The sequence below is a fragment of the Streptomyces sp. NPDC107654 genome (genome assembly GCF_055639035.1).
Genome location: NZ_JBVKBI010000018.1, coordinates 122013 through 148768 on the forward strand (window position 1 = coordinate 122013; position 26756 = coordinate 148768).

The 26756-nt window shown below is 72.2% G+C and carries 21 protein-coding genes; 6 read left to right on the forward strand and 15 right to left on the reverse strand.

Annotated features, from left to right (window positions below; all coding sequences use genetic code 11):
- Window positions 1–134: 134 nt before the first annotated feature.
- From ACZ7N4_RS27815 to bldG, 6 genes are all read right to left on the reverse strand, one after another.
- Window positions 135–332, reverse strand: coding sequence for a hypothetical protein (locus ACZ7N4_RS27815; RefSeq protein WP_471362869.1), 198 nt, complete (start codon window positions 330–332; stop codon window positions 135–137).
- Between the two features lie 487 nt (window positions 333–819).
- Window positions 820–2340, reverse strand: coding sequence for a DUF7059 domain-containing protein (locus tag ACZ7N4_RS27820; protein ID WP_471362872.1), 1521 nt, complete (start codon window positions 2338–2340; stop codon window positions 820–822).
- 61 nt (window positions 2341–2401) lie between these two features.
- On the reverse strand, window positions 2402–3007 hold the full coding sequence (locus tag ACZ7N4_RS27825; RefSeq protein ID WP_471362874.1) for a small secreted protein: 606 nt from the start codon (window positions 3005–3007) through the stop codon (window positions 2402–2404).
- 247 nt (window positions 3008–3254) lie between these two features.
- Window positions 3255–5660, reverse strand: a complete 2406-nt coding sequence (locus tag ACZ7N4_RS27830) for a sodium-translocating pyrophosphatase (protein WP_471362877.1) — start codon at window positions 5658–5660, stop codon at window positions 3255–3257.
- Window positions 5661–5945: 285 nt separating this feature from the next.
- Window positions 5946–6374, reverse strand: a complete 429-nt coding sequence (locus ACZ7N4_RS27835; protein ID WP_471362879.1) for an ATP-binding protein — start codon at window positions 6372–6374, stop codon at window positions 5946–5948.
- A gap of 181 nt (window positions 6375–6555) precedes the next feature.
- On the reverse strand, window positions 6556–6897 hold the full coding sequence (gene bldG, locus ACZ7N4_RS27840; RefSeq protein ID WP_014674042.1) for an anti-sigma factor antagonist BldG: 342 nt from the start codon (window positions 6895–6897) through the stop codon (window positions 6556–6558).
- A gap of 79 nt (window positions 6898–6976) precedes the next feature.
- Here bldG and ACZ7N4_RS27845 point away from each other — a divergent pair, with 79 nt between their 5' ends.
- Window positions 6977–9472, forward strand: a complete 2496-nt coding sequence (locus ACZ7N4_RS27845) for a DEAD/DEAH box helicase (protein WP_471362882.1) — start codon at window positions 6977–6979, stop codon at window positions 9470–9472.
- Between the two features lie 141 nt (window positions 9473–9613).
- Here the strand turns inward: ACZ7N4_RS27845 and ACZ7N4_RS27850 are convergent, their stop codons facing one another.
- The 7 genes from ACZ7N4_RS27850 to ssd all read right to left on the reverse strand — a co-directional run bounded on the left by ACZ7N4_RS27850 (window position 9614) and on the right by ssd (window position 15032).
- Window positions 9614–10087, reverse strand: coding sequence for an Rv3654c family TadE-like protein (locus ACZ7N4_RS27850; RefSeq protein ID WP_471362885.1), 474 nt, complete (start codon window positions 10085–10087; stop codon window positions 9614–9616).
- Complete coding sequence (locus ACZ7N4_RS27855; protein ID WP_471362887.1) at window positions 10062–10484, reverse strand: TadE family type IV pilus minor pilin; 423 nt, start codon at window positions 10482–10484, stop codon at window positions 10062–10064. The genes ACZ7N4_RS27850 and ACZ7N4_RS27855 overlap by 26 nt, the downstream gene beginning before the upstream one ends.
- The gene (locus tag ACZ7N4_RS27860) at window positions 10471–10671 is read right to left on the reverse strand and encodes a DUF4244 domain-containing protein (RefSeq protein WP_471362890.1); all 201 of its coding nucleotides are present in this window, start codon (window positions 10669–10671) and stop codon (window positions 10471–10473) included. Before ACZ7N4_RS27860 ends, ACZ7N4_RS27855 begins: the two co-directional genes overlap by 14 nt.
- 89 nt (window positions 10672–10760) lie before the next feature.
- Window positions 10761–11543, reverse strand: a complete 783-nt coding sequence (locus ACZ7N4_RS27865) for a type II secretion system F family protein (protein WP_471362892.1) — start codon at window positions 11541–11543, stop codon at window positions 10761–10763.
- A 133-nt stretch (window positions 11544–11676) separates the two neighbouring features.
- A complete protein-coding gene (locus ACZ7N4_RS27870) occupies window positions 11677–12522 on the reverse strand; it encodes a type II secretion system F family protein (protein ID WP_471362940.1) in 846 nt (281 codons plus the stop codon).
- Window positions 12523–12738: 216 nt separating this feature from the next.
- Window positions 12739–13929, reverse strand: a complete 1191-nt coding sequence (locus ACZ7N4_RS27875; protein WP_471362895.1) for a TadA family conjugal transfer-associated ATPase — start codon at window positions 13927–13929, stop codon at window positions 12739–12741.
- Window positions 13926–15032, reverse strand: a complete 1107-nt coding sequence (gene ssd / locus ACZ7N4_RS27880) for a septum site-determining protein Ssd (RefSeq protein WP_471362898.1) — start codon at window positions 15030–15032, stop codon at window positions 13926–13928. The genes ACZ7N4_RS27875 and ssd overlap by 4 nt, the downstream gene beginning before the upstream one ends.
- A 591-nt stretch (window positions 15033–15623) precedes the next feature.
- Here ssd and ACZ7N4_RS27885 point away from each other — a divergent pair.
- Window positions 15624–16454: an HAD family hydrolase gene (locus ACZ7N4_RS27885; protein ID WP_471362900.1), complete on the forward strand. Its 831-nt coding sequence runs from the start codon at window positions 15624–15626 to the stop codon at window positions 16452–16454.
- A gap of 355 nt (window positions 16455–16809) precedes the next feature.
- Here ACZ7N4_RS27885 and ACZ7N4_RS27890 read toward each other — a convergent pair whose 3' ends face one another.
- Window positions 16810–17634 (reverse strand): Fic family protein, encoded by an 825-nt coding sequence (locus ACZ7N4_RS27890; protein ID WP_471362903.1) that lies wholly within the window; start codon window positions 17632–17634, stop codon window positions 16810–16812.
- Between the two features lie 100 nt (window positions 17635–17734).
- Between ACZ7N4_RS27890 and ACZ7N4_RS27895 the strand changes: the two genes are divergently transcribed.
- Entirely contained in the window at window positions 17735–18715 is a 981-nt protein-coding gene (locus ACZ7N4_RS27895) for an ATP-binding protein (protein ID WP_471362905.1), read from the forward strand.
- Between the two features lie 125 nt (window positions 18716–18840).
- Here ACZ7N4_RS27895 and ACZ7N4_RS27900 read toward each other — a convergent pair whose 3' ends face one another.
- On the reverse strand, window positions 18841–20109 hold the full coding sequence (locus ACZ7N4_RS27900; RefSeq protein WP_471362908.1) for a polysaccharide deacetylase family protein: 1269 nt from the start codon (window positions 20107–20109) through the stop codon (window positions 18841–18843).
- Between the two features lie 339 nt (window positions 20110–20448).
- Between ACZ7N4_RS27900 and ACZ7N4_RS27905 the strand changes: the two genes are divergently transcribed.
- The 3 genes from ACZ7N4_RS27905 to nhaA all read left to right on the forward strand — a co-directional run bounded on the left by ACZ7N4_RS27905 (window position 20449) and on the right by nhaA (window position 26734).
- A complete protein-coding gene (locus tag ACZ7N4_RS27905) occupies window positions 20449–22932 on the forward strand; it encodes a SulP family inorganic anion transporter (protein ID WP_471362910.1) in 2484 nt (827 codons plus the stop codon).
- A gap of 92 nt (window positions 22933–23024) precedes the next feature.
- Entirely contained in the window at window positions 23025–24980 is a 1956-nt protein-coding gene (acs, locus tag ACZ7N4_RS27910) for an acetate--CoA ligase (protein ID WP_471362912.1), read from the forward strand.
- A 305-nt stretch (window positions 24981–25285) separates the two neighbouring features.
- A complete protein-coding gene (gene nhaA / locus ACZ7N4_RS27915) occupies window positions 25286–26734 on the forward strand; it encodes a Na+/H+ antiporter NhaA (protein WP_471362915.1) in 1449 nt (482 codons plus the stop codon).
- The last annotated feature ends 22 nt before the right edge of the window (window positions 26735–26756 follow it).

Genomic DNA, 26756 nt, shown 5'->3' on the forward strand with positions numbered 1-26756 from the left:
GAAAAGCCCACAACGGCCACTCGAACGGTAACCCGACTACCGCCATTCCTGCCGCCCGGACTGCCCGGCCAACCCCGCGCCCCTGTCCGGAGCGTGACGCTCCCCTTACCGCGCGGACATGGCGCCCGCCGGTCTCAGAGCCGGGTCAGGCAGTACACGGCGAGGGCCAGTGCCAGGGTTCCGGCCGTGCTCGCGGAGACGGCCGATGCGACACGACTCACACCGAGGGCGACCGGTTCCCGGCGCCGCAGGCGGGTGCCCGTCCAGGCCAGCAGACCGGCCCCGAACAGGGCGAACACCACTCCCGCGAAGATCGCCGGACCACTCTCCATCGCTCGCCCACCCCTCTCCTGCCGCCGGCCGTGCCCAGCGCCGGGAGGGTGGCACGCGCGGGAGACGGGCAGGCGACTTCGGGGTGAACGGACGGCCGACATCGATTCGAACGTTCGGTCGAACGGGGGCGTGCGAGGCACGGCGCACATATTTTTCCGGCCGTTTTACGAAAGGGGCCCGGTGCCGGGCGCGGCCGGCACCGTCTCCGGTCCCGTGCCCCCGGCATACGACGACGCCCGACGCCCCCCTCAGAAGATGGGCGCAGCACGCCTACGACGGCACGGGCACCCTGGGTACGGCACGGGAGCAGCACTCCGGGTACGACATGAGGAGCGGCACCTCCTGGGTGCGCCTCCGGAGCAGCACCCCGGGTCCGACACGACAGCAGCGCCGGGCCCCTGGGGCTGCGCCGGACCCCGCAGGGCCGCCCCCGGTCCCCCGCAGGCGCACGCCGGTCCCCGCGGTGCTCCCGCCCGCGCGTCCCGCTCAGCGCACCGGCTCAAGGAAGCCCTGCTCCACCAGCAGCCGGATCTGCGCGGGCGTGCGGTCGCGGAGCAGCACCGGGTCCTCGCCGACGATCTGCGCGATGGCGTCCAGGATGCGGCCCGCGCTCAGCGTGCCGTCGCACACGCCGGCGAACCCGGCCCCGACCGTGTCCACCTTCGTCGCCCGGCGCATCCCTCGGTGCTGGCGCAGCACCACATGCTCCGGGTCCTCGGCGCCGGGCAGCCCGACCTGCTCCTGGACCACCTCTGCGGCGAGCTTGAAGTGGCTGTCCAGCAGCGCCGCGTCGTCGTGCGTCCGCAGGTAGTCGAGCCGGTCGAAGTGCGCCCGGATCTGCTCCCCGAGCGGCTGCTCCACCGGGTGCGGCCACTCCTCCACGGTGACCGCGGGTTCGGCGGACCCGGTCCTGCGCAGGGTGATCCAGCCGAAGCCGACCGCCTTGACCTTGCGCGCCTCGAACTCGTCGAGCCAGGCGTCGTACCGCGCCTGGTACTCCGCCGGGTCCCCGCGGTGGTCGCCGGCGTCCCTCAGCCACAGCTCGACGTACTGTGTGACGTCCTGCACCTCGCGCTGCACGATCCAGGCATCGCACCCGCGCGGCACCCATGACCTGAGTCTGTCCTGCCAGTCCTCCCCTGCCACGTGCTGCCAGTTCGCGAGGAACTGCGCGAACCCGCCCTCGTTCAGCCGTTCCCCCGCTTCCTGAACGAGCGAGCGGCACAGATCGTCCCCGCCCATGCCCCCGTCCCGGTACGTCAGCCGGGCGCGCGGGGAGATCACGAACGGCGGGTTGGAGACGATCAGGTCGAAGGTCTCGTCGTCCCGGACCGGTGCGAACAGCGAGCCCTCGCGCAGGTCGGCGGCGGGTGCGCCGGAGAGCGCCAGCGTGAGCGCCGTGATGTGCAGCGCGCGCGGGTTGAGGTCGGTCGCCGTCACGCGCGTGGCGTGCTGGGCGGCGTGCAGGGCCTGGATGCCGGAGCCGGTGCCGAGGTCGAGGGCGGAGGCGACGGGCGTACGGACGGTGATGCCGGCGAGGGTCGTCGAGGCGCCGCCGACGCCCAGCACGACACCCTCCGCCCGCTGCCCGATGCCACCGGCCCCGCCGACGGCGCAGCCGAGGTCGGAGACGATGAACCAGTCCTCGCCGCCGGGGCCGCCGTACGGCCGTACGTCCACGGTGGCGGCCACCTCGTCGCCGCCCACGCGCGCGAGCCAGCCTGCCTCCACGGCCTCCTCGACCGGCAGTACGGCCGCCACGCGCGCGTGCGGCACCGGCTGCTGGAGCAGGAACAGCCGTACGAGCGTCTCCAGCGGCGTGTCGCCGCGGGTCACCCGGAGCGCGGGCACGGTCTCGCTGCGGGCCAGCGCCGCGTAAGCGGCGGCGCCGAGCAGGTCGAGCAGCCCGTCGGCGGTGAAGGAGGCGGCGAGCAGCGCGTCCCTCAGACGCGCGGCGATGTCGGGCCGGTCGGAAGCGGGCAGGGGAGCGAGTCCGGAGTCAGTCACGCCCCCATTGTGGCCCGGGGCGGCTGCCCGGGGCCGACCGTGCGCGCGGTGTCCGCCGGCGTCAGCCCGCGGTCGCCGGTGCCGGCGCGGACGCGGAGGCGGCGACCTTGCAGCTGGGCTGCTTGGCCATGGCCTTCTTGACGTCCTCCTGCTCCAGCCGCTTCAGCGCCTGCGTACCGCTGTCGCTCTGCTTGCCGATCTCCTTCGACTGGGCGGCGACCTCCTTGAGGCCACGGGCGAACTTCCCCTGGTCCTTGGTGTCGAGCCCGTCGACCTTCTTCTTCAGGTCGGCGTACGACGTGGCCAGACCGGCGAGGTTCTTGGCCGCGTCCTTCTGCAGTTTGGCGCCGCCGTCGACGCCGGGGGGCGCGCCGGCGGTGTCGAGGGCGTCCGCGAGCGCCTTGTAGCCGTCGGCCATGTCCTGGAAGGCGCCGGCGTACGTCTTCTGCGCGTTCTTGGGCGGGAGGTTGCTGTCCGTGGCGATGGCCGCTATCTGGGCGTTGGCCGAGCGGATCTTCGCGTTGGGACCGGGCACGGCGTCGCACACCGTCTTGGCCCAGGACACCAGCTTGGGGTCGGGCCCCTTCTCACCGCTGCTGCCGCATCCCGACACCGCCATCACCAGTACCGCACCGCCGGACAGTGCGGCCGCGAGCTTCTTGTTCACCGGATTGGTCCCTTCCATGGCTCTCGGCCCCCGGAATCTACACGGCGAACGCACCCACTCCCCCTGCCATGGGAGTCGTAAGTCGGCTTTTGTGACTATTCGCACCACGGGAGAGAAGGCTCACGACCGGTCCGCGACACCGGTCCGCGGCACCGGTCCGCGCCGGGACGGGCACACACGCGGCGGGCGGGCGGCGCGTCAGCACGCGCCACCCGCCCGCCCGTTGGCCAGGCCTTCTCGATCTCGGCTACGAAACCACCGCGGCACCCGCTGACTTGGCGACCCGCTCGGCGCTCTCGTCGTCGCCGACGGCGATCCCGCGCCGCTTGGAGACGTACACGGCCACGACGATCACCAGGAGCGCGAGGACCGCGATCCCGATCCGCACGCCGAGGTTCTTGTCGTCGCCGTAGGAGAATCTGATCACCGCCGGTGCGATGAGCAGCGAGACCAGGTTCATGACCTTCAGCAGCGGGTTGATCGCGGGTCCGGCGGTGTCCTTGAAGGGGTCGCCGACCGTGTCGCCGATCACCGTGGCCGCGTGGGCCTCACTGCCCTTGCCGCCGTGGTGACCGTCCTCGACCAGCTTCTTGGCGTTGTCCCAGGCGCCGCCGGAGTTGGCGAGGAACACCGCCATCAGCGTGCCCGCGCCGATCGCCCCGGCGAGGTAGGAGCCGAGCGCGCCGACGCCGAGGGTGAACCCGATGAAGATCGGCGCCATGACGGCGAGCAGACCGGGCGTGGCCAGCTCCCGCAGGGCGTCCCGGGTGCAGATGTCGACGACCTTTCCGTATTCGGGCTTCTCGGTGTAGTCCATGATCCCGGGGTGCTCGCGGAACTGCCGCCGTACCTCGAACACCACCGAACCCGCCGACCGCGACACCGCGTTGATGGCCAGTCCGGAGAAGAGGAAGACGACCGCGGCGCCCGCGACCAGGCCGACGAGGTTGTTGGGCTGCGAGATGTCCATCGACAGGCTGAGCGGCGAGCCCGGCCCGGTCAGCTTCGCGCCGACGTCGTGCACGTTGGTGGTGATCGCGTCACGGTACGACCCGAACAGCGCCGACGCGGCGAGGACGGCGGTGGCGATGGCGATGCCCTTGGTGATGGCCTTGGTGGTGTTGCCGACCGCGTCCAGGTTGGTGAGCACCTGCGCGCCCGCGCCCTGGACGTCGCCGGACATCTCGGCGATGCCCTGGGCGTTGTCCGAGACCGGCCCGAAGGTGTCCATGGCGACGATCACCCCGACCGTGGTGAGCAGCCCGGTGCCGGCCAGAGCGACCGCGAACAACGCCAGCATGATCGACGTGCCGCCGAGCAGGAACGCCCCGTACACGCCGAGCCCGATCAGCAGGGCGGTGTACACGGCCGACTCCAGACCCACCGAGATCCCGGAGAGGACGACGGTGGCGGGGCCGGTGAGGGAGGTCTTGCCGATGTCCCGCACGGGGCGGCGGTTGGTCTCGGTGAAGTAGCCGGTCAGCTGCTGGATGACGGCGGCGAGCAGGATGCCGATGGCCACCGCGACCAGCGCGAGGAGGCGCGGGTCGCCGTCCTTGCCCTTGATCGCCGCGTCGGTGACGCCGTCGAGGTCGGCGTACTTCGACGGCAGGTAGACGAAGACCGCGATCGCGACCAGCGCCAGGGAGATCACCGCGGAGATGAAGAAGCCGCGGTTGATCGCGCTCATGCCACTGCGGTCGGCGCGGCGCGGGGCGACCGCGAAGATGCCGATCATCGCCGTGATCACGCCGATGGCGGGCACCAGCAGCGGGAAGGCCAGCCCGGAGTCGCCGAACGCGGCCTTGCCGAGGATCAGCGCGGCCACCAGGGTCACGGCGTACGACTCGAAGAGGTCGGCCGCCATGCCCGCGCAGTCGCCGACGTTGTCGCCCACGTTGTCGGCGATGGTCGCGGCATTGCGCGGGTCGTCCTCCGGAATGCCCTGTTCGACCTTGCCGACCAGGTCGGCGCCGACGTCGGCGGCCTTGGTGAAGATGCCGCCGCCCACGCGCATGAACATCGCGATCAGGGCGGCGCCGAGGCCGAAGCCCTCCAGCACCTTCGGTGCGTCCGCGGCGTACACGAGCACCACACAGGAGGCGCCCAGCAGGCCGAGCCCCACCGTGAACATGCCGACGACGCCGCCCGTGCGAAATGCGATCTTCATCGCGGTGTGCGAGACGGTGGTGAGATCCTTTTCCGGTTCGCCTTCCGCCGGAGTTGCTTCCCTGGCCGCCGCGGCGACCCGCACATTGCTGCGCACGGCGAGCCACATGCCGATATAGCCGGTGGCCGCCGAGAACGCCGCTCCGATCAGGAAGAACACCGAGCGGCCGGCTCGCTGATTCCAGTCGTCCGCGGGCAGCAGCATGAGCAGGAAGAAGACCACGACGGCGAATACGCCGAGTGTGCGCAGCTGTCGTGCGAGATACGCCTTGGCACCTTCCTGGACCGCCTCGGCGATCCGTTGCATGCTGTCGGTTCCCTCGCCGGCCGCCAGTACCTGACGCACCAGGATCCCCGCGACCACCAGAGCGGCCAGGGCGACGGCCGCGATGACGGCCACGATGATCCGATTGTCGTCGGTCAGTACCGCGGCTGCGAGGGATGAGGGGTGACCCAACTGCTCTGGGGTAGAAAGCCCCGCCATTCGTCCTCCTTGACGCTTGGGCTGAGCTCAAGATGTGGACGGATTGTAGGTACCCGTGAGTGATCTAAACAGGGGACGGTAAACGGAATTGGCCTGCATGCACGGACAGCGAACCCGAAAGAAGTAATGCCTCAAAACCGTTGACGACCAGATGGGTGCTTGATCAAATTATCGGGGTATTGATCGTGAATTCCTTCACGAATGGGGAAGAGGCTGGAAACAGGGCGCCGGAAACGCGACAGGGGCCCTGCGCAGGCGGGGCCCCTGTCGGGTCGTACTACGGGGTCAGGCGAGTGCGGTGGCCGGCGGCGCGGTCGGCCAGGTCATGCGGATCAGACCGCCGTCCTGCCCGGTGGTGACCTCCACGTCGTCGACGAGGCCGCTGATGACCGCGAGGCCCATCTCGTCCTCCTCGACATCCGCGTCGCCGTCCCGCGCGCCGGGCGTGTCGCCCGGCGTGGCGTGCGGGGCCTCGTCGCCGACCTCGATGGAGAACTGTTTCTCCTCTTCGATCAACGCCACCTTCACCGGTGCCGTGACGCCGCTGATCTGGTGCAGTCCGACGGCACGGGAGCAGGCCTCGCCCACGGCGAGCCGCACCTCGTCCAGGACGGCCTCGTCCACTCCGGCCCTGCGCGCCACCGCTGCCGCCACCAGTCGGGCGGTACGAACGTGCTCGGGCAGCGCGCTGAATCGGAGTTCGACGGTGGCCATGCATCCCCCTCGCGACTACGGGCGTGCGGTCGGGGGCGGGGTCGCCGAGCGCCCGCACCCCCTGGTGTACATCTGTACCCCGGACCGGCGCGTCGGCACCGGCCCAGGACGGGACCGGCCGACGTCCGGCCCCGGCAGGGGCCCGACGCCGGCGACCGGTCCGGGATCGGTCGGTGGCCGATCAGTCGGTGGCCGCCACCGCTTCCTCGACCGTGGTGTGGATCGGGAACACCTTGGTGAGGCCGGTGATGCGGAAGATCTTGAGAATGCGCTCCTGGTTGCAGACCAGGCGCAGCGAGCCCTCATGGGCACGCACCCTCTTCAGGCCGCCGACCAGGACGCCGAGCCCGGTGGAGTCGAGGAAGTCCACGCCCTCCATGTCGACGACGAGGTGGAAATTCCCGTCGTTCACCAGCTCGACCAGCTGCTCGCGCAACTTGGGCGCGGTATATACGTCGATTTCGCCACCGACCTCGACGACCGTACGATCGCCGACGGTACGGGTCGACAGGGACAGGTCCACGGATCCTCCAGCACCTTGCTATCGAGCGGTCGCCCTAGGGCACTCGGCTTGCGGCCCCCGGGACGCTTCGCCAGCCGCGATGGCATTCAATCACTTACGGGCGGGCGTGCACGACGCCTTAACTCCATTGTCCGTCACGCCAGTGACACACTCGGTGCCAATGGCCAAGAATCACCGATCCGATCGATCCCAGGCCCACGCGGCGTCCCGCCCGTCTCCGGGCACGGTCCTGGACCGGCTCGCCTCCGGGCCGAGCCGGGCTGCGCGCATCACTCATACGGAGCACTTGCCCCCGCGGGCGGGCCGCCATGCCGTCTGGCCTCACCGGATTCGGTCCGAGGTGATCGCGGCCGTGCAGGCCTGCGGCATCGAGCACCCCTGGGCGCACCAGGCGCTGGCCGCGGAGCACGCCCTGGACGGTGACTCGGTGGTCGTCGCCACCGGCACCGCCTCCGGCAAGTCCCTCGCCTATCTGATGCCCGTCCTGTCCACCCTCCTGGACGGTGCCGAGGCCCCGAACGGCCGCGGCGCCACCGCCCTCTACCTGGCCCCCACCAAGGCGCTCGCGGCGGACCAGTGCCGATCGGTGAAGGAACTTTCACAAACTCTCGGCACCTCGGTACGCCCAGCCGTGTACGACGGCGACACCCCGTTCGAGGAACGCGAGTGGATCCGCCAGTACGCCAACTACGTCCTCACCAACCCCGACATGCTGCACCGCGGGATACTCCCCTCCCACCCGCGCTGGTCCTCCTTCCTGAAGTCCCTCCGCTACGTCGTCATCGACGAGTGCCACACCTACCGGGGCGTCTTCGGCTCCCACGTCGCCCAGGTGCTGCGCCGGCTGCGCCGCCTGTGCGCCCGCTACGGCTCCTCTCCCGTGTTCCTGCTGGCCTCGGCGACCGCCGCCGAACCCGCGGTCGCCGCCCGCCGGCTGACCGGCCTGCCGGTCGTGGAGGTCGCCGACGACGCCTCCCCGCGCGGCGAGCTGGTCTTCGCCCTCTGGGAACCCCCGCTCACCGAACTGCAGGGCGAGAAGGGTGCACCCGTACGGCGTACCGCCACCGCCGAGACCGCCGACCTGCTGACCGACCTGGCCGTGCAGGGCGTGCGCTCGGTCGCCTTCATCCGCTCCCGGCGCGGCGCCGAACTCGTCTCGGTGATCGCCCAGGAGAGACTCGCCGAGGTCGACCGCTCCCTGGCCCGGCGTGTCGCGGCCTACCGCGGCGGCTACCTCCCCGAGGAGCGCCGCGCCCTGGAACGCGCCCTGCACTCCGGTGAACTCCTCGGCCTCGCCGCCACGACGGCCCTGGAGCTGGGCGTGGACGTCTCGGGCCTGGACGCGGTGGTCATCGCCGGCTACCCGGGCACGCGCGCCTCCCTGTGGCAGCAGGCGGGCCGCGCGGGCCGCTCCGGCCAGGGCGCCCTCGCGGTCCTCGTCGCCCGCGACGACCCGCTGGACACCTTCCTCGTCCATCATCCCGAGGCCCTGTTCGACCGACCGGTGGAATCGACCGTCCTGGACCCCGACAACCCCTACGTCCTCGCCCCGCACCTGTGCGCGGCCGCCGCGGAGCTGCCGCTGACCGAGGAGGACCTGGAGCTCTTCGGTCCCACCTGCGCGGACGTGCTGCCGCAGCTGGAGGCCGCGAAGCTGCTCCGCCGCCGTACTAGGGCCTGGCACTGGACCCGCCGGGAGCGGGCCGCCGACCTCACCGACATCCGCGGCGCCGGCGGCCGTCCGGTGCAGGTCGTCGAGTCCGGCACGGGCCGCCTTCTCGGCACCGTCGACGCGGGCTCCGCGCACTCCACGGTCCACGAGGGCGCCGTCCACCTGCACCAGGGCCGCACCTACCTGGTGCGCGCCCTCGACCTGGAGGACTCCGTCGCCCTGGTCCAACAGGCCGATCCGCCCTACTCGACGGTCGCCCGCGACACCACGGCGATCTCCATCCTGGACACCGACACCGAGGTCCCCTGGGGCGCCGGCCGCCTCTGCTACGGCTCCGTCGAGGTCACCAACCAGGTGGTCTCCTACCTCCGCAGACGCCTGATCACCGGCGAAGTGCTGGGCGAGACGAAGCTCGACCTCCCTCCTCGTACGCTGCGCACCCGCGCGGTGTGGTGGACGGTCACCGAGGACCAGCTGGACGAGGCCCGGATCACCCCGGAGATCCTCGGCGGCTCCCTGCACGCCGCCGAGCACGCCTCCATCGGCATGCTGCCCCTCTTCGCGACCTGCGACCGCTGGGACATCGGCGGCGTGTCGGTCCCGTTGCACCCCGACACCCTCCTGCCCACGGTCTTCGTCTACGACGGCCACCCCGGCGGCGCGGGCTTCGCCGAGCGCGCCTTCCACACCGCCCGCGCCTGGCTCACCGCCACCCGCGAGGCCATCGCCTCCTGCGAGTGCGACTCCGGCTGCCCGTCCTGCATCCAGTCCCCCAAGTGCGGCAACGGCAACGATCCCCTGCACAAGCGGGGTGCGGTACGGCTCCTCACGGCACTGCTGCGGGGGGCGCCGGAGGAGAAGCCGGGCGGGGATGCGGAGGGGGAGCCGGCGGGGGGCGGGTAAGGCCGGCGGCGAGCAGGGGATTCGCAAGGGCCGGGCGAGGGGCTGGGTGGCGGTACCGCCCGGTCGGCACCGCCGGTCGCACCGCCCAGTCGGCACCGCCGGTCGCACCGCCGGGTGGGCACCGCCGGGGTGGGAGTCTGCTCACGGCCCTGGCTGCTCGCCGCCTCCCGGGGCGGGGACCGCGGGCGCCGCGGGTACGGCGGCCGACGGTACGAACCTGGTCCCGTCCGGCGCGCCAGGCGGTACCGGCCCCGCCGGGCCCGCTCTCGCCCTGATCTCCGCCGCGAACAGCCCCCGCCCCGCGGCCGCCGTCACGTCCGAGGTGTCTCCCTCGATCGCGCACCGCACCAACCGCACCCCCTGGGCCGCCGCCAGCCGCCCGGCCCGGGCGCAGGCCGCCGTGCCGCCCTCGGCCCAGTGGTCCGCCGCCGCGAGCGCGGCCAGGTCGGCACCGCCGGCCGCCCGGTGCCGTACGACGACGGCCTGCCCGAGAGCGAGCACGGCGCCGAACACCACGCACAGCACGGCGATCAGCCCCAGACTCCAGACGGTGGCGGATCCCCGGTCGAGGTCCTTCCGCTCCGGTCCCTCAGGAACCCAGTCCCCCACCCTCACGCACCCCTCCCGGCCCTTCCGCACCGTCCCCGGCCCCCACTTCCGCCACCGACTCCTCGGCCGACGCCACAGCCTCCTCCCGTAGTTCGAACGGCACCCCGTTCAGCAGCGGCGGCCTGGCCACCACCGTCACCCGGACCCGGTCGCCCTCGCGTGCGACGGTCACCCGCGCTCCCCGCGGTGCCGCTTCCCGGGTCACCGTGACCACCACCTCGGCCGGATCCTGACGGGCGGCGGCCCGGGCGCCCGCGCGGGCCGCGTCCACGCACCTGATCTGTGCCGCCGCCACGAGCAGCATCCAGACCAGCGCCATGGTGAACGCCACCAGCACGGACAGGACCATGGCCGCCTCCGCGGTAACGAACCCGCGGTCTCCGCCTCGCTCACATCCGCGCACCGAGGGCCCGCTTCACGATCGCCTGCAACTCCGCCTGCACCTGGCCGCTGTGCACGACCTTGTAGAGCATCAGCGCGAACGCGACGGCCGCGATGATCCCCATGGCGTACTCGGACGTCACCATTCCGGTGTCCTGCCGACCCGCCCCGCGCAACCGGACCGCCGCTTTCCTGATCTTGCTGAACATTTCAACCCCCGTGAGGTTCTCGTCTGTCGTCGATTTCTTCGGCACTCGCCCTACATCCCTCTGCACGCCCGTGTCCGCTCCCGCCCGCCTCACCTCCCCTCCATCAGCCCGCCCGCCAGTCCGATCACGACGGGGAGCACCCCGACCGCGATGAACGCGGGCAGGAAGCAGAGGCCGACCGGCGCGGAGATCAGAACCGCCGCCCGGCGCGCCCGTACCGTCGCCGTACGCGCCCACTCCGCGCGCGCGTCCGACGCGAGACGGCTGACCGGGCCGGCAGCGGGCAGCCCGGACTCGTCGGCCCGCTCCAACAGCCGCGCCAGCAGCCCCGCACCCGGGAGCGCGGCCAGGTTCCGCCAGGCGTGCGCCGGTTCACCACCGAGCCGGACCTCCGCCGCGCCCCGCGCCAGCGCCTGCCCCACGGGGCCGCCGAGCGCCTCCCCGACCGCCTGGGCGGCGACCACCGGGCCGGCACCCGCGGTGATGCAGGCGGCCAGCAGGTCGGCGGCGAGCGGGAGTTGGCGCGTGGCCTCGACGGTTCCGATCGCCTCTTCCCGGCCGGCCGACGAGGCCTGCCGGGCCCGCCACCGTGCGATCCCGACGCCGACGCCCAGCCCCAGCACGACCCCGGCGACTCCGCCGACCAGCACCCACACGCCGCACCCCGCGGCGACCGGAGGCAGCCTCCGCCGCACCACGCCCGGGACCACCAGGGGCTTCGCAGTCGTGGGTACGTCGAGTCCCAACAGCTCCGCCATCCGGCGCCGCGCCCGCCGTCGCCGCCGCGCCAGCTCCAGTCGCCGGGCACCCCACCCGAGGGTCAGCACCACGGCCGCCGTCATCCCCAGCCTGTGGATGACTTCCTCACTCATGTCGCGCGCCCCTTTCCCCGCCTTTCGGACCCGTGCACCGCTCTGCTCATCCCGCCCACCTCGCTCGCACCGCCTTCGCACCCACCTGCTCGCACCGCCTCCACGCTCACCTCGCCTCCGCACCCACCTCGCCTCACACCGCCTCCGCCCGCCGCACGATCCGCACCGCCCACCACATCCCTGCCGTCTCGAACACCGCCCCGGCCGTCAGGCAGCCGAGGCCGGCTCCGGTGTGCAGCAGGACCCGCAGCGGGTCCGCGCCCAGGGCCGTGCCGAGGAGCAGCCCGAGGGTGGGCAGCGCGGCGAGCAGGACCGCGGTGGCGCGGGCGCCCGACAACTGGGCGCGCAGGTCGGCCCGCTGATCGCGCTCGGCACGCAGGGCCCCGTCCAGCCGGTCCAGGCCGGCGGCGAGTCCGGCGCCCTGGTCCACGGCCACCCGCCAGCAGGCGGCCAGTCCGAGCAGGCCCTCGGCGCCCGGCTGCCGCGCCGCCGCGGCGAGCGCACCGGGCACGTCTCCGCCGAACCTGGCCGCCGCCACCACGGCGGCCTGCGCGTCACCGAGTCCGCCGGAGTCCCGCGCGGCCCGCAGCAGCGCCTCCCCGGGCTGCCGCCCCGACCGCACCTCCCCGGCGAGCGCCCCGCACAGGGCGATCACCGTGTCCATCCGCCGTTCCCGGACCAGCCGGGCCTGCCGCGCCAGCCGTACCCGGCGGAGCACCGGCACCCCGGCCGCCCCCGCGACGGCCGGGATCACCGAGGCGCCCAGCAGGGCGACCACCAGTCCGGCGAGGAGCGCCCACCACTCGACTCCCCACCGGCCGCACCGCAGCCGCAGTTCCGCGACGGCCTGCTCCCAGGCGGGTGGCCCGGTCGCCACCACCCCACCGCCGGCCATCAACAGCCGCGCCCGCCGCACCCCGTAGTGCCGTCCGCCCTGCGTCCAGACCAGCGCACCGAGACAGACCAACGCAGCCGCCATGGACGTCTCACCGATCACTTCGGTCACCTCTTCCCTCACTCCCAACGTCGCCTCGGAACCTCACGCCCGACCCCACCGCCGACTGCACCCCGGCCCTCCCCGCGCACTCCCCTCCGGCCCACACAGCGGACCCACCGCAGCCCTCACCACCCACCCCCCTCCGGCCCACACCGCGCGCTCGCCTGCGAACGAACCGACCACCGCCCCCGCCGCCCCTCACCCGCTCCCGGCCCCCGCCGGCTCGCCCAGCAGGTGCCGCAACCGCTCCCACCCCCGCTCCCGCACGAACGCCCGCTCGCCCCAGCGCAGCGCCGGTACCGTCCGCACCAGCCCGGTGGCGTCCCGCTCCAGCACATGGATCTCGGCGATCCGGCGCCGCCCGGACCGGTCCCGTACCAGGTGCACCACCACCGAGAGGGCGGCCGCCAACTGGCTGTGGAGCGCGGCCCGGTCAAGCCCGGCGGCCGTCGCCAGCGCCTCCAGCCGGGCGGGGACATCCCCGGCGGCGTTGGCGTGGACCGTGCAGCAGCCGCCCTCGTGGCCGGTGTTGAGGGCCGCGAGCAGGTGGACGACCTCCGGCCCGCGCACCTCGCCGACGACCAGCCGGTCCGGCCGCATCCGCAGCGCCTGCCGCACGAGGTCCTCCAGGGTGACCAGGCCGGCGCCCTCCTGGTTGGCCGGTCGGGTCTCCAGCCGGACGACGTGCGGATGGTCAGGCCTCAGCTCGGCCGAGTCCTCGGCGAGCACGATCCGCTCCCCCGGCCCGACGAGCCCCAGCAGGGCGCTCAGCAAGGTCGTCTTGCCGCATCCGGTGCCGCCGCTGACGAGGAAGGACAGCCGGGCCGCGAGCAGCGCCCGCAGGATCCGGTCACCGCCCGGCGGAACCGTGCCCGCCGCGACGAGCTCCTCCAGCGTGAAGGCCCGGGGCCGTACCACCCGCAGGGCCAGGCAGGTGCAGCCGACGGCCACCGGGGGCAGCACCGCGTGCAGCCGGGTGCCGTCGGGCAGCCGGGCGTCCGCCCAGGGCCGGGCGTCGTCCAGCCTGCGTCCGGCGACGGCGGCCAGCCGCTGCGCGAGACGTCGTACGGCCGCCGCGTCGGGGAAGGTCACCGGGGTCAGCTCCAGGCCGCCGCCACGGTCCACCCACACCCGGCCCGGCGCGGAGACCAGGACGTCGGTCACATCCGGGTCGGCGAGCAGCGGCTCCAGCGGGCCGGTGCCGACCAGCTCGGACCGCAGGTGTGCGGCCGCGCCGAGGATCTCCGCGTCGCCGAGCACCCGGCCCTGTTCCCGCAGCGCCTGGGCCACGCGGGCGGGGGTGGGTTCGGCACCGCTCTCGGCGAGCCGGCGACGGACGCCGTCGAGCAGGGCCGCACCGTCGGCCCGGTCGAGTCCGGGCAGGGTCATCGGATGCCTCCCGCCTCGACCAGTGCGCGCTCCCAGAAGGTCCCGCAGAAGCGGGCGAGCGGACCGCGCCCGGTCGCTCCCGGGGGTTTCGCGCCGCCCCGTGGGCGCAGCAGCGCCGGTTCGACGGGCACCTCCCCGGCCAGCGGCAGATCGAGCAGCCGGGCCACCTCGTGGCCGTCCAGGCCGGGTGCGTACGGTCCGCGGACCGCGACCCGCAGATCGCGTACGACCATGCCGACGGCGGAGGCGACGCGGCCGGCGGCGGTGAGCGCCCGCAGTTCGGCCGGGACGACGAGCAGGGCGAGGTCGAGCTGGGCGAGGGCTTCGGCGACCCCGTCGTCGAGCCGGCGGGGCAGGTCGACCACGACCGTGCCGCCGCGCCGCCGGGCGGCGGCCAGCACCGCGCGGACCGCGGGTGCCGGAACGGCCACGCAGTCGCCGCGGTCCCAGCTGAGCAGGCGCAGGGAGTGCAGCTCGGGCAGCGACTCCTCCAGGGCACCGCCGCCGACCCGGCCCCGGGAGGCGGCGAAGGCGGGCCAGCGCAGCCCTTCGGCGCTCTCGCCGCCGAGGAGTACGTCGAGTCCGCCACCGAGCGGATCGGCGTCCACAAGGAGGGTGCGCAGTCCCTCGCGTGCGGAGGTGACGGCGAGCGCGCACGCGAGCGTCGACGCGCCGGCGCCGCCCCGGCCGCCGATCACCCCGACGGTGAGGGCAGGGCGGCCGACGCCCTCGGCGACGTCGGCGATCCGGTCGACCAGCCACGCCTCGCCGTCGGGGAGCATCAGGACGTGGTCGGCACCGATCTCGACGGCTCGTTTCCACACCCCCGAGTCGTCCTGGTCGCGGCCCACCAGCACCACACCGGGGCGGCGGGCGGCCCCGCGCACCCGGCGGGCGGCGTCGTCACCGATGAGGACGAGCGGGGCGGTCGCCCAGCCGTCGCCGGATTCCGGTACACCGTGGTGGACCTCCGGAGTGGCGCCCGCCGCGGCGCACAGGCGCAGCAAATCGTCCAGGAGTACGGCGTCCTCGGTGACGATGAGCGGTCGTCCGGGCCGCTCCGCCGAGCCGGGCGGCGGGTCGTGGGTGACGGTTCCGGTCATGGATGTTCCCCCTTCGCTGCGTGGGCCGCGCAGCCCTCGTGGCCACGCGATTCCCCCAGGTGTGAGAACCGGCAAGCGGCCTCCAAATGAACGGCCGACAGGACCGGCCATACGCACTCCGGCAAACGGAACCGGCCATGAACTCAGCGGCGGCGGGAGTGCGCTGGAATCACGGTGCAGCGATCCGCGAAATCATGTGGATCTTGGTGGAAAACTGTGGACGACCCAGGCCCTGTGAATATCTCCGTCACCCTTAGCGGTGACCCCTGTACCAATCCGCGTGCGACTTCCACAGAGCAGCCTGTCGGTTACGCTGCGTAGCGGATTACGGGCATGCCGAAGGCGCGGCCACGGCGGCGCACTGCCGGCCGTACGACCGCGGAAAGAAAGAGGAGAAGCGGGAAAACGTACCCGGACATGCGACGACCCCCGCCGGGGGGGAGAGCGGGGGTCGTCCCCACGGCCGACTCGGGGGGGGAGGAGTCGGACCGGGTTAGCACGGTCGCGAACGATCCGTGACTTCCATGGTGTACCCGAGAGCCCTCTCAGGCAAACCCACGCGCCCCACCTTACGCCGAATGGTGGGCGCCTATGCTCAGGGGCGTGGAAAACCACTCCTTGCCCCGTGCAGCGGCCTTCTTTGACCTGGACAAGACGGTCATTGCGAAGTCGAGCACCCTCACCTTCAGCAAGTCCTTCTACCAAGGCGGGCTGATCAACCGCAGGGCCGCTCTGCGCACCGCGTACACCCAGTTCGTCTTCCTGGTCGGCGGCATGGACCACGACCAGATGGAGCGGATGCGCGAGTACCTCTCCGCGCTGTGCCGCGGCTGGAACGTCCAGCAGGTGCGGGAGATCGTCGCCCAGACCCTGCACGAGCTGATCGACCCGATCATCTACGACGAGGCCGCCTCCCTCATCGAGGAGCACCACGCGGCCGGCCGGGACGTGGTCATCGTGTCCACCTCGGGCGCGGAGGTGGTCGAGCCGATCGGCGAGCTGCTGGGCGCGGACCGGGTGGTCGCCACCCGCATGGTCGTCGGCGAGGACGGCTGCTTCACCGGGGAGGTGGAGTACTACGCCTACGGCCCGACCAAGGCCGAGGCCGTCAGGGAGCTGGCCGCGTCCGAGGGCTACGACCTCGACCGCTGCTACGCCTACAGCGACTCGGCGACCGACCTGCCGATGCTCCAGTCGGTCGGGCACCCGCACGCGGTGAACCCGGACCGCGCCCTGCGCCGCGAGGCACTCGCGCGCGGGTGGCCGGTTCTGGCCTTCCGTCGCCCCGTCCCGCTCAAGAAGCGGCTCCCCGCGTTCTCCGTCCCGCCGCGCCCGGCCCTGGTCGCGGCGGCGGCCGTGGGAGCGGCGGCGGCGACCGCCGGCCTCGTCTGGTACGCCAGCCGACGCCGGGGCACCGCCTGAGCGGGGCCGATTTCACGTCGTTTGAACCTAAAAGTAAAGAAGTGTGGGCTGGGGTTCCACTTCCTCCCGGCCCGCGGTACAAAGAAGTCAGGCCCGCGAGACCAAAGGACATCCGCGAGGATCCCCTACCACTACGCACTTGGCCCCACGGACCCCGCATGAACACCGGGCACCCACGCGACGTCGACCCGTCGATTACGGGCCAGCCGCACCAGGTGACGGGCAAAGCACCCCGGCCTGATGGGCGTATATCGAGGACGCTTGGTAACTCGGTGAGCATGCCAGCGGCGGTACGAGCATTCGTACCGCCGCAACCCTTTTCCCGGAGCTCTCGCCTCCCCCTCCGGACGCCTCCTCAGGCCGCGCCGCGCTGCAGGGCCTCGCACACCGCGGTCGACTCCCGTACGCCGAGCTCCACCGCCCGGCCGCAGTGGGCGATCCAGGCCGCCATGCCCTCGGGCGTGCCGGAGACGTACCCGTCCAGGGCCGCCAGGTAGGCGGCGCGGCCCAGTTCGGCGTGGCCGGCCTCGGCCGGGCAGATCGCCTTCGGGTCCAGTCCGCTGCCGATCAGCACGATCCGCTCGGCCGCGCGCGCGACGAGGCCGTTGTGGGACGTGAAAGGCCGCAGCGCAAGGAGTTCACCGTGGACCACGGCGGCCGTCACCAGCGCGGGCGCGGACGTACCGGCGATGATCAGGTCCGCCAGCCCCTCCAGCCGGCCCGAGACCTCCTCGGCCTGCGGCAACGGCAGTTCGATCAACGGCTCGTCCACCGGCTCGCCGGCCTGGCGCGGCCTGCCGACCTGGTCGTCACCGGTCGCGGCGGCCACCAGGTGCAGCCGGGCCAGCACCCGCAGCGGCGACTGGCGCCAGATGGACAGCAGCTGCCCCGCCTCGGCGCCGAGCCGCAGGGCCGCGCCCACGACGCGGGCCTCGGGGTCGGCACCGAAGTCGGTGCGCCGACGCACTTCCTCCAGGGCCCAGTCCGCGCCGGACAGCGCCGCCGAGCCGCGGGCGCCGCGCAGGGCGGCCTCCGAGGTGATCGCGTTGCTGCGGCGTCGCATGATCCGGTGCCCGTACACCCGGTCCACGGCCTTGCGCACGGACTCAACGGACTCGGCCACGCCGGGCAGCGCACCCAGCGCCGAGAGAGGGTCGGCGGTCGCGCCTGTCGTACTCATGAGTACGACACTACGCACTCACCGGCCGACCCCACGAAGGAGTGGTCTTCTTCACGTTCCACTGACACGCACAGCCATGAGACGACTACGCTTCGTGAACATGAAAATTGCTTTCGTCGGGAAGGGCGGCAGCGGCAAGACCACGCTCTCGTCCCTCTTCATCCGCCATCTCGCAGCTGCCGGTGCCCCGGTGGTCGCCATCGACGCGGACATCAACCAGCACCTCGGCCCCGCGCTCGGCCTCGGCGAGGAGGAGTCGGCGGCGCTGCCCGCGATGGGCGAACAGCTGCCGCTGATCAAGGAGTACCTGCGCGGCAGCAACCCGCGCATCGCCTCGGCCGCGACGATGATCAAGACCACGCCACCCGGCGAGGGTTCGCGGCTTGTGGGCGTGCGCGAGCCAAACCCGGTGTACGACGCCTGCGCGCGTCCGGTGGAACTCGACGGCGGCGCCGTCCGTTTGATGGTCACGGGCCCCTTCACGGACGCCGACCTGGGGGTCGCCTGCTACCACTCCAAGACGGGAGCGGTGGAGCTGTTCCTGAACCACCTCGTCGACGGCCCCGACGAGTACGTGGTGGTCGACATGACCGCCGGTTCGGACTCCTTCGCCTCCGGCATGTTCACCCGCTTCGACATGACGTTCCTCGTCGCCGAGCCGACCCGGAAGGGGGTCTCCGTCTATCGCCAGTACAAGGAGTACGCCCGCGACTTCGGCGTGGCCCTGCAGGTCGTCGGCAACAAGATCCAGGAGCCGGACGACATCGACTTCCTGCGCGCGGAGGTCGGCGAGGACCTGCTCGTGACGGTCGGGCGCTCGGACTGGGTACGCGCCATGGAGAAGGGCCGCCCGCCCCGGTTCGACCTCCTGGAAGAGGCCAACGCCCGCGCCCTGGGCACGCTTCGGGCCACCGTCGACGCCACCTACGAGCGGCGCGACTGGGAGCGGTACACCCGCCAGATGGTGCACTTCCACCTGAAGAACGCCGAGTCGTGGGGCAACGAGCGCACCGGGGTCGACCTGGCGGCGCAGGTCGACCCCCATTTCGTGCTCGGCGAGAGTGTGGCGACACCGGTCTGACGCCGGCCTGATCCCGGTCTGATCCCGGTCTGGCGCCGACCCGACTCCCGTCCGACGTCGGCCTGGCGCCGGCCTGACTCGGGCCTGACGCCGGCCTGACTCTCCGGTCGATACCGGCCCGGGAGTTACGGCTTGTCCGCCGGCGGCGCCCCGGGCACGCCCTTGGGCGCCGGAGCCGGGCGGCCGGACAGGAAGGACGCCCAACCCTGCCGGGGCGCCTCGCCGACCTCCAGAGTACGCAGCTTCGCCAGGGTCTTCGGGTCCTGGGCATCCAGCCAGTCGGCCAGCTGACGGAAGGAGACACAGCGCACCTCCGGCTTGGTGCACACCTCCTTCACCACCTCTTCGACGGCGCGCATGTAGGTGCCGCCGTTCCAGGACTCGAAGTGATTGCCGATGATCAGAGGCGCGCGGTTGCCGTCGTAGGCGCGGTAGAAGCCCTTGAGGAGGCCGTCGCGCATCTGGTCGCCCCAGTAGTCGAACTTGTCGGGGTCGCCCTGGGTTTCGGTGCCGGACTGGTTGACCATGAAGTTGTAGTCCATGGTCAACTGCTCATAGGTGTGGCCCGGGAACGGCACGAGCTGCATCGACAGGTCCCACAGGCCCTCCTTCTTCTTGGGCCACACCTGGTCGTTGACTCCGCTGGAGTCGTAGCGGAAGCCGAGCCGACGGGCGGCCTTCACGAAGTTCTTCCGTCCCTCCAGGCAGGGGGTGCGGGCGCCGATCAGCTCCTTGTCGTAGTCGAAGGGCAGCGGGGCCGCCTGCTTCATCCCGGTGTTCGTCTTCCAGGACTTCACGAACTCCTTCGCCTGGGCCACCTCGCTCTCCCACTCGTCCACCGACCAGGTGCCGACCCCACCGTCGGGTCCGCAGAAGTGGCCGTTGAAGTGGGTGCCGATCTCGTTGCCCTCCAGCCAGGCCAGCCGGACCTGCTTCAGGGTGTCGGTGATGCCCTGCTCGTCGTTGAAGCCGATGTCGGAACTGCCCGGGTCGTGCTGGGGCGGCTTGTACAGGTCGCGTTTCTCCTTCGGCAGCATGTACACGCCGCTGAGGAAGTACGTCATCGTCGCGTTGTTCTCCTTGGCGACCTTGCGGTAGTGCGAGAACAGTCTCTGGCTGTCCTCACCCGCGCCGTCCCACGAGAACACGACGAACTGCGGGGGCTTCTGTCCGGGGCTCAGGCGCTCGGGCCTGGGCAGATGCGGCTGGGAGCCGGTGTACGCGGTGGATCCGTCGCCGATCAACCGCAGCACACTGCCTGGCGCCGGCGCCCCCTGGTCCGGGCCGGGCGCCCCTTCCTTCGTGCCGCTGGAGTCGGTCGCGCAACCGGCGAGCGACGCCGCACAGGCCGCGGCGACCATGGCGCCGACGGCGATCCTCTGGGTGGCGGCCATGTTCCGCCCACCTTCTTCCTTCTCTCAGGCACACGCTGACGAGGGCCGTTCTGTGGTGATGTGCCGGGCTTGTACCGGCAGCGCGGCCAAGGTCCCATGGAGCCGAGAAGGAATTAGTACGACAAGCCGATGAAATGCTCGCTTCACCCCAGTGAGCGATCCGGTGACCCGTTTGCCCCGGAAAACTATGCTCTAGCTTTACTTGGCATTACGGTTCTTTTACCGAGCGTAGTTCCATCCCGCCGCTGCATGCCGTGACCCACGGCCGCGACCGAGCCCGCCCATCGCCGCGAGCCCCCACCCAGTCCGCGACCGCGCCGCCCCGGAGGAGACGGGAACATGTCAGCCTGCGCACCCCCGCACATCCAGCACCCCCACCCGCCGCACACCCCCGCACCCGCTCGCCGCCGCTTCTCCGTGGCCGGCGCCGACGTCTCCGCGGCCGTCGCGGTCTTCCTGATCGCCCTGCCGCTCTCCCTCGGCATCGCCCTGGCCACCGGAGCCCCGCTCCAGGCCGGACTCGTCGCCGCCGCGGTCGGCGGGATCGTGGCCGGCCGGCTGGGCGGCTGCCCGCTCCAGGTCAGCGGGCCGGCCGCCGGACTCACCGTGGTCACCGCCGACCTGATCCACCGTTACGGATGGCGGGCGACCTGCGGCATCACCGTCCTCGCCGGTCTCGCCCAGCTAGGCCTCGGTTGCCTGCGGGTGGCGCGCGGGGCACTCGCGGTCAGCCCGGCCGTGGTGCACGGCATGCTCGCCGGCATCGGCATCACCATCGCCGTCGCCCAGCTGCACATCGTGTTCGGCGGCAGCCCCGACAGCTCCGTCCTCGCCAATGTGCGGGCTCTGCCCGCCCAGTTGGCACACCTGCACCCAGCCGCCGTGGCGATGAGCGTGCTCACCCTGACCCTGCTGCTGGCCTGGCCGCGCCTGCCCGGCCGCCCCGGACGGCTGCTGCGCAGGGTGCCGGCCGCCCTGGTCGCCGTCACCGGAGCCGCCGCGACCGCCGGCCTGGCGGGCCTCGCCCTGCCCCGGGTCGAACTGCCCTCCTGGCACAGCCACGCCCTGGCCGGACTGCCCGAGGGCCCGGTACTCGGCGTCGTGGCCGCCGTGCTCACCACGACCCTGGTGTGCAGCGTGCAGTCACTGCTCGGCGCGGTGGCCGTGGACAAGCTGATCGCCACCCGCCCCGGCCCGCAGCCCCACGCCAACCCGCAGTCCCGGCCCAACCCGCAGTCCCGGCCCAACCCGCAGTCCCGGCCCAACCCGCGGTCCGGTCCCGGCCCACAGTCCCGTCTCGGCCGCTCCGACCTGGACCGCGAGCTGCTCGGCCAGGGGGCCGCCAACATCGTCTCCGGAGCCCTCGGCGGACTGCCGATCGCGGGGGTGGCCGTGCGCAGTACCGCGAATGTGAAATCGGGTGCGCTCAGCCGGAACTCCACGATGTTGCACGGCGTTCTCGTAGTAGTCGCCGCGCTGCTGATGGTCCCGGTCCTGGAGGAGATCCCGCTCGCCTCCCTCGCCGCCCTGGTGATGGCCGTCGGCATCCAGATGGTGTCCCTGCACCACATCCGCACGGTGACGCGCCACCGCGAAGTGCCGGTCTACGCCGCGACCACACTCGGCGTGGCGCTCCTCGGCGTCCTGCAGGGCGTGCTCCTCGGGGTCGCCGTGGCGGTCGCGCTCGCCCTGCGCCGCCTCGCCCGCACCCGTATCACCCACGAAGAGAAGGAAGGAGTCCATCACGTACGTGTCCGAGGTCAGCTGACCTTCCTCGCGGTGCCCCGGCTCAGCAGAGCCCTGCATCTCGTACCCCAAGGCGCCCGCGTCGTCGTGGAGCTGGACGGTTCGTTCATGGACCACGCCGCGTACGAGTCACTGCAGGACTGGCGCAGTGCCCACACCGCACGGGGAGGCACGGCCGAACTGACGGGCCGGCGCGGCGGAATCCGGGCGGCCGAGCGGGCCCCGGCCACCGGGTGCAGGTGCCGCCCCTGGACCCCCTGGCGCAACCACCAGTCCTGCTTCACCGCGGCCCCCGCCGCTCCGACGGGCCAGGAGGCCGGCCACGAACTGGCCCGTGGCATCAGCTCGTTCCAGCGGAACACCGCGCCGCTGGTCCGGGAGGAGCTGGCGCGGCTCGCCCGGGAGGGCCAGCGCCCGTCCCAGCTCTTCCTCACCTGTGCCGACTCCCGGCTCGTCACGTCGATGATCACCGCCAGTGGTCCGGGCGATCTGTTCGTCGTCCGCAATGTCGGCAACCTGGTGCCACCGCCCGACGGGGAGCACGGCGACGACTCGGTGGCCGCCGCCATCGAGTACGCGGTGGAGGTGCTCGGGGTCCGCTCCATCACCGTCTGCGGACACTCGGGCTGCGGGGCGATGCAGGCACTGCTGGCCGGCGGAACCGGGCAGGAGGTCACCCCGCTGCGGCGGTGGCTGCGGCACGGGCTGCCGAGTCTGGCCCGGATGTCCGGCGACGGCCGGCACCGGGCCCGGCTGGCCGGGCGGGACGCCGCGGACGCGGTGGAGCTGCTCTGCCTGACCAACGTGGTCCAGCAGCTGGAGCACCTGCGAGCGCACCCACCGGTCGCCCGGGCACTGGAACGGAGCCGGCTGGAGCTGCACGGCATGTATTTCCACGTGGGCGAGGCACAGGCGTACCTGCTCGCACGTACAGAAGGGGGAACGGTGTTCGAGGATGTCGCGGAGCGCGTAGGCGGAGGTGCGGGCTGTGGCGTCGGCGACGGTGCCGAGGGAAGCGTCGAGGGAGGTGAGGGGGCATACGGGCGGGTGCGGGCGACGAGTCCGAGACAGGTCTAAACCAATTTTTCGGTCGACCCTTGTCATTCGCCCCCCGCGTCTGATGAGCTGTGGCCTGGGACACAACGGACACCCTTGGAAAGGGAGATGTCGTGAGCAACGAGAGCCTGGCCAACCTGCTCAAGGAAGAACGCAGGTTCGCGCCGCCCGCCGACCTGGCAGCGCACGCCAACGTCACCGCGGAGGCGTATGAACAGGCCAAGGCTGACAGGCTCGGCTTCTGGGCCGAGCAGGCCCGCCGGCTGACCTGGGCCAAGGAACCGACCGAGACGCTGGACTGGTCGAACCCGCCGTTCGCGAAGTGGTTCAAGGACGGTGAGCTGAACGTCGCGTACAACTGCGTGGACCGGCATGTGGAGGCCGGGCACGGGGACCGCGTCGCCATCCACTTCGAGGGGGAGCCCGGCGACAGCCGCGCGATCACCTACGCGGAGCTGAAGGACGAGGTCTCCAAGGCCGCCAACGCCCTGCTGGAGCTGGGTGTGCGCAAGGGCGACCGGGTCGCCATCTACATGCCGATGATCCCGGAGACCGCGATCGCGATGCTGGCCTCGGCCCGGATCGGCGCGGCCCACTCGGTCGTCTTCGGCGGCTTCTCGGCCGACGCGCTCGCGACCCGGATCCAGGACGCGGACGCCAAGGTCGTCATCACCTCCGACGGCGGCTACCGGCGCGGCAAGCCGTCCGCGCTCAAGCCGGCCGTGGACGAGGCGGTCGGCAAGGTCGACAACGTCGAGCACGTCCTGGTGGTGCGCCGTACCGGCCAGGAGGTCGCCTGGACCGAGGGCCGCGACCTGTGGTGGCACGAACTGGTGGGCCGCCAGTCCGCCGAGCACACCCCGGAGGCGTTCGAGGCGGAGCACCCGCTGTTCATCCTCTACACCTCCGGTACGACGGGGAAGCCGAAGGGCATCCTGCACACCTCCGGCGGCTACCTCACCCAGACGGCCTACACCCACTGGGCGGTCTTCGACCTCAAGCCGGAGACGGACGTGTTCTGGTGCACGGCCGACGTCGGCTGGGTCACCGGGCACTCGTACATCGTGTACGGTCCGCTGGCCAACGGCGCGACGCAGGTCATGTACGAGGGCACGCCGGACACCCCACACCAGGGCCGGTTCTGGGAGATCGTGCAGAAGTACAAGGTCACGATCCTCTACACCGCGCCGACCGCGATCCGGACGTTCATGAAGTGGGGCGACGACATCCCCGCCAAGTTCGACCTGTCCTCCCTGCGTGTCCTCGGCTCGGTGGGCGAGCCCATCAACCCCGAGGCGTGGATCTGGTACCGCAAGCACATCGGCGCCGACCGGACGCCGGTCGTGGACACCTGGTGGCAGACCGAGACCGGCGCCATGATGATCTCGCCGCTGCCCGGCGTCACCGAGGCCAAGCCGGGCTCCGCCCAGCGTCCGCTGCCCGGCATCAGCGCCACCGTCGTCGACGACGAGGCGAACGAGGTGCCGAACGGCGGTGGCGGCTACCTGGTCCTGACCGAGCCGTGGCCGTCGATGCTGCGCACCATCTGGGGTGACGACCAGCGGTTCCTCGACACCTACTGGTCCCGCTTCGAGGGCAAGTACTTCGCCGGGGACGGGGCGAAGAAGGACGACGACGGGGACGTCTGGCTGCTGGGCCGGGTGGACGACGTGATGCTCGTGTCCGGGCACAACATCTCCACCACCGAGGTGGAGTCGGCGCTGGTCTCGCACCCGTCGGTCGCGGAGGCCGCCGTGGTGGGCGCCGCGGACGAGACCACCGGCCAGGCCATCGTCGCCTTCGTGATCCTGCGCGGCACCGCCTCGGAGAACGAGGCGCTCCTCGGCGAGCTGCGCGACCACGTCGGTGCCACGCTCGGCCCGATCGCCAAGCCCAAGCGGATCCTGCCGGTGGCCGAGCTGCCGAAAACCCGCTCCGGCAAGATCATGCGCCGGCTGCTGCAGGACGTCGCCGAGAACCGCCAGCTGGGTGACGTCACCACGCTGACCGACTCCACGGTCATGGACCTGATCCAGGCCAAGCTGCCCGCGGCGCCCAGCGAGGACTGAGCGGATGCTCAGCGAGGACTGAGCGACACGGGACTGAGCGTCCCCCCGAGGGGCACCCGGACGGCGAACGTGCCGGGTGCCCCTCGGGCGTCTACGGTGAAGATCACCAGACTCGCGTCACCAGGGCCGCGTCACCAGACCGCGTCATCAGACCCGCGTCACCAGGGCCGCGTCACCGGAACGGCGCCACCGGGCCCCGCGCCAGCATTTTAGGTAAAGTAAACAAAGTGCCGTACGACGCGGCACGCACGGTGCGCCGGGAAGTCTGGTCGGCAAGTGAATTCCGCCTGCCCCGGAGGTCTCCCGTGACCGCGCCCCGCACCGTCTCCCGCACCGTCGCCCGCAAGGTCCTCGGCCGTCTGTCCCTGCCCGAGCGGACCTTCGTCGCGGACGCCCTGCGCACCGAGACCGTCGGCGGCGTCCTGCTGCTCCTCGCCGCCCTGGCCTCGCTGGCCTGGGCGAACATACCCGGCCTGCGGCACGGCTACGAGACCGTCACCGACTTCCACCTCGGCCCCGGCGCCCTGGGGCTGAACCTCTCCGTCGCCCACTGGGCCGCCGACGGGCTGCTCGCCGTGTTCTTCTTCGTCGCCGGGATCGAGCTGAAGCGCGAGCTGGTGGCGGGCGACCTGCGCGACCCCAGGGCGGCGGTGCTGCCCATGGCGGCGGCGCTGTGCGGGATGGCCGTACCGGCGCTGGTGTACACGCTCACCAGCGTCACCGGGGGCGGCTCCACCCAGGGCTGGGCGGTGCCCACCGCCACCGACATCGCCTTCGCCCTCGCCGTCCTGGCGGTCATCGGCACCTCGCTGCCCAGCGCCCTGCGCGCCTTCCTGCTGACCCTCGCGGTCGTCGACGACCTCTTCGCGATCCTGATCATCGCGGTCTTCTTCACCGACCGGCTGAACCTCGCCGCGCTCGGCGGGGCCGCCGCCGGCCTCGCCCTCTTCTGGCTGCTGCTGCGCGGAGGCGTACGCGGCTGGTACGTGTACGTGCCGCTCGCGGTCGTCGTCTGGGCGCTGATGTACAACAGCGGCGTGCACGCCACCATCGCCGGTGTGGCGATGGGCCTGATGCTGCGCTGCACCACCCGGGAGGGTGAGGAGAGCTCACCCGGCGAGCGCATCGAGCATCTGGTGCGCCCCCTGTCGGCCGGACTCGCCGTGCCGCTGTTCGCGCTGTTCAGCGCCGGTGTGTCGATATCCGGCGGGGCGCTCGGGGACGTGTTCACCCGGCCGGAGACGCTCGGCGTGGTGCTCGGCCTGGTCGTGGGCAAGACGCTCGGCATCTTCGGCGGCACCTGGCTGACCGTCCGCTTCACCCGGGCGCAGCTCAGCGAGGACCTGGCGTGGGCCGACGTCTTCGCGGTGGCGTCGCTCGCCGGGATCGGCTTCACGGTGGCGCTGCTCATAGGCGAGCTGGCCTTCGACGGCGACACGGTGCTGACCGACGAGGTGAAGGCGGCCGTCCTCATCGGCTCGCTGATCGCGGCGGTGTGCGCCACAGTGCTGCTGAAGCTGCGCAACGCCAAGTACCGCAGGCTGTGCGCGGAGGAGGAGCGTGACGAGGACCTCGACGGCATTCCGGACATCTACGAGCAGGACGACCCGGCGTACCACCTCCGGATGGCCGAGATCCACGAGCGCAAGGCCGCCGAACACCGGCGGCTGGCCGCCGAGCGGGCGGCCGAGGGGCGCCACGGGCTTGCCGAAGTACCGGGCGGGGCAGGCGAGGAGGACGGTCGTCCGGCATGATCTGACGAGACGGTACAAATCA

Bases quoted from the DNA above. Each gene is read 5' to 3' on its own strand.
- ACZ7N4_RS27865 (WP_471362892.1), bottom strand. From the start codon at position 11,543: ATGAGTGAGGAAGTCATCCACAGGCTGGGGATGACGGCGGCCGTGGTG.
- ACZ7N4_RS27835 (WP_471362879.1), bottom strand. From the start codon at position 6,374: ATGGCCACCGTCGAACTCCGATTCAGCGCGCTGCCCGAGCACGTTCGT.
- ACZ7N4_RS27900 (WP_471362908.1), bottom strand. From the start codon at position 20,109: ATGGCCGCCACCCAGAGGATCGCCGTCGGCGCCATGGTCGCCGCGGCC.
- ACZ7N4_RS27815 (WP_471362869.1), bottom strand. From the start codon at position 332: ATGGAGAGTGGTCCGGCGATCTTCGCGGGAGTGGTGTTCGCCCTGTTC.
- ACZ7N4_RS27890 (WP_471362903.1), bottom strand. From the start codon at position 17,634: ATGAGTACGACAGGCGCGACCGCCGACCCTCTCTCGGCGCTGGGTGCG.
- ssd (WP_471362898.1), bottom strand. From the start codon at position 15,032: ATGACCGGAACCGTCACCCACGACCCGCCGCCCGGCTCGGCGGAGCGG.
- ACZ7N4_RS27860 (WP_471362890.1), bottom strand. From the start codon at position 10,671: ATGTTCAGCAAGATCAGGAAAGCGGCGGTCCGGTTGCGCGGGGCGGGT.
- ACZ7N4_RS27885 (WP_471362900.1), top strand. From the start codon at position 15,624: ATGCTCAGGGGCGTGGAAAACCACTCCTTGCCCCGTGCAGCGGCCTTC.
- ACZ7N4_RS27875 (WP_471362895.1), bottom strand. From the start codon at position 13,929: ATGACCCTGCCCGGACTCGACCGGGCCGACGGTGCGGCCCTGCTCGAC.
- ACZ7N4_RS27895 (WP_471362905.1), top strand. From the start codon at position 17,735: ATGAAAATTGCTTTCGTCGGGAAGGGCGGCAGCGGCAAGACCACGCTC.
- ACZ7N4_RS27905 (WP_471362910.1), top strand. From the start codon at position 20,449: ATGTCAGCCTGCGCACCCCCGCACATCCAGCACCCCCACCCGCCGCAC.
- ACZ7N4_RS27845 (WP_471362882.1), top strand. From the start codon at position 6,977: ATGGCATTCAATCACTTACGGGCGGGCGTGCACGACGCCTTAACTCCA.
- ACZ7N4_RS27870 (WP_471362940.1), bottom strand. From the start codon at position 12,522: ATGGCGGCTGCGTTGGTCTGTCTCGGTGCGCTGGTCTGGACGCAGGGC.
- ACZ7N4_RS27830 (WP_471362877.1), bottom strand. From the start codon at position 5,660: ATGGCGGGGCTTTCTACCCCAGAGCAGTTGGGTCACCCCTCATCCCTC.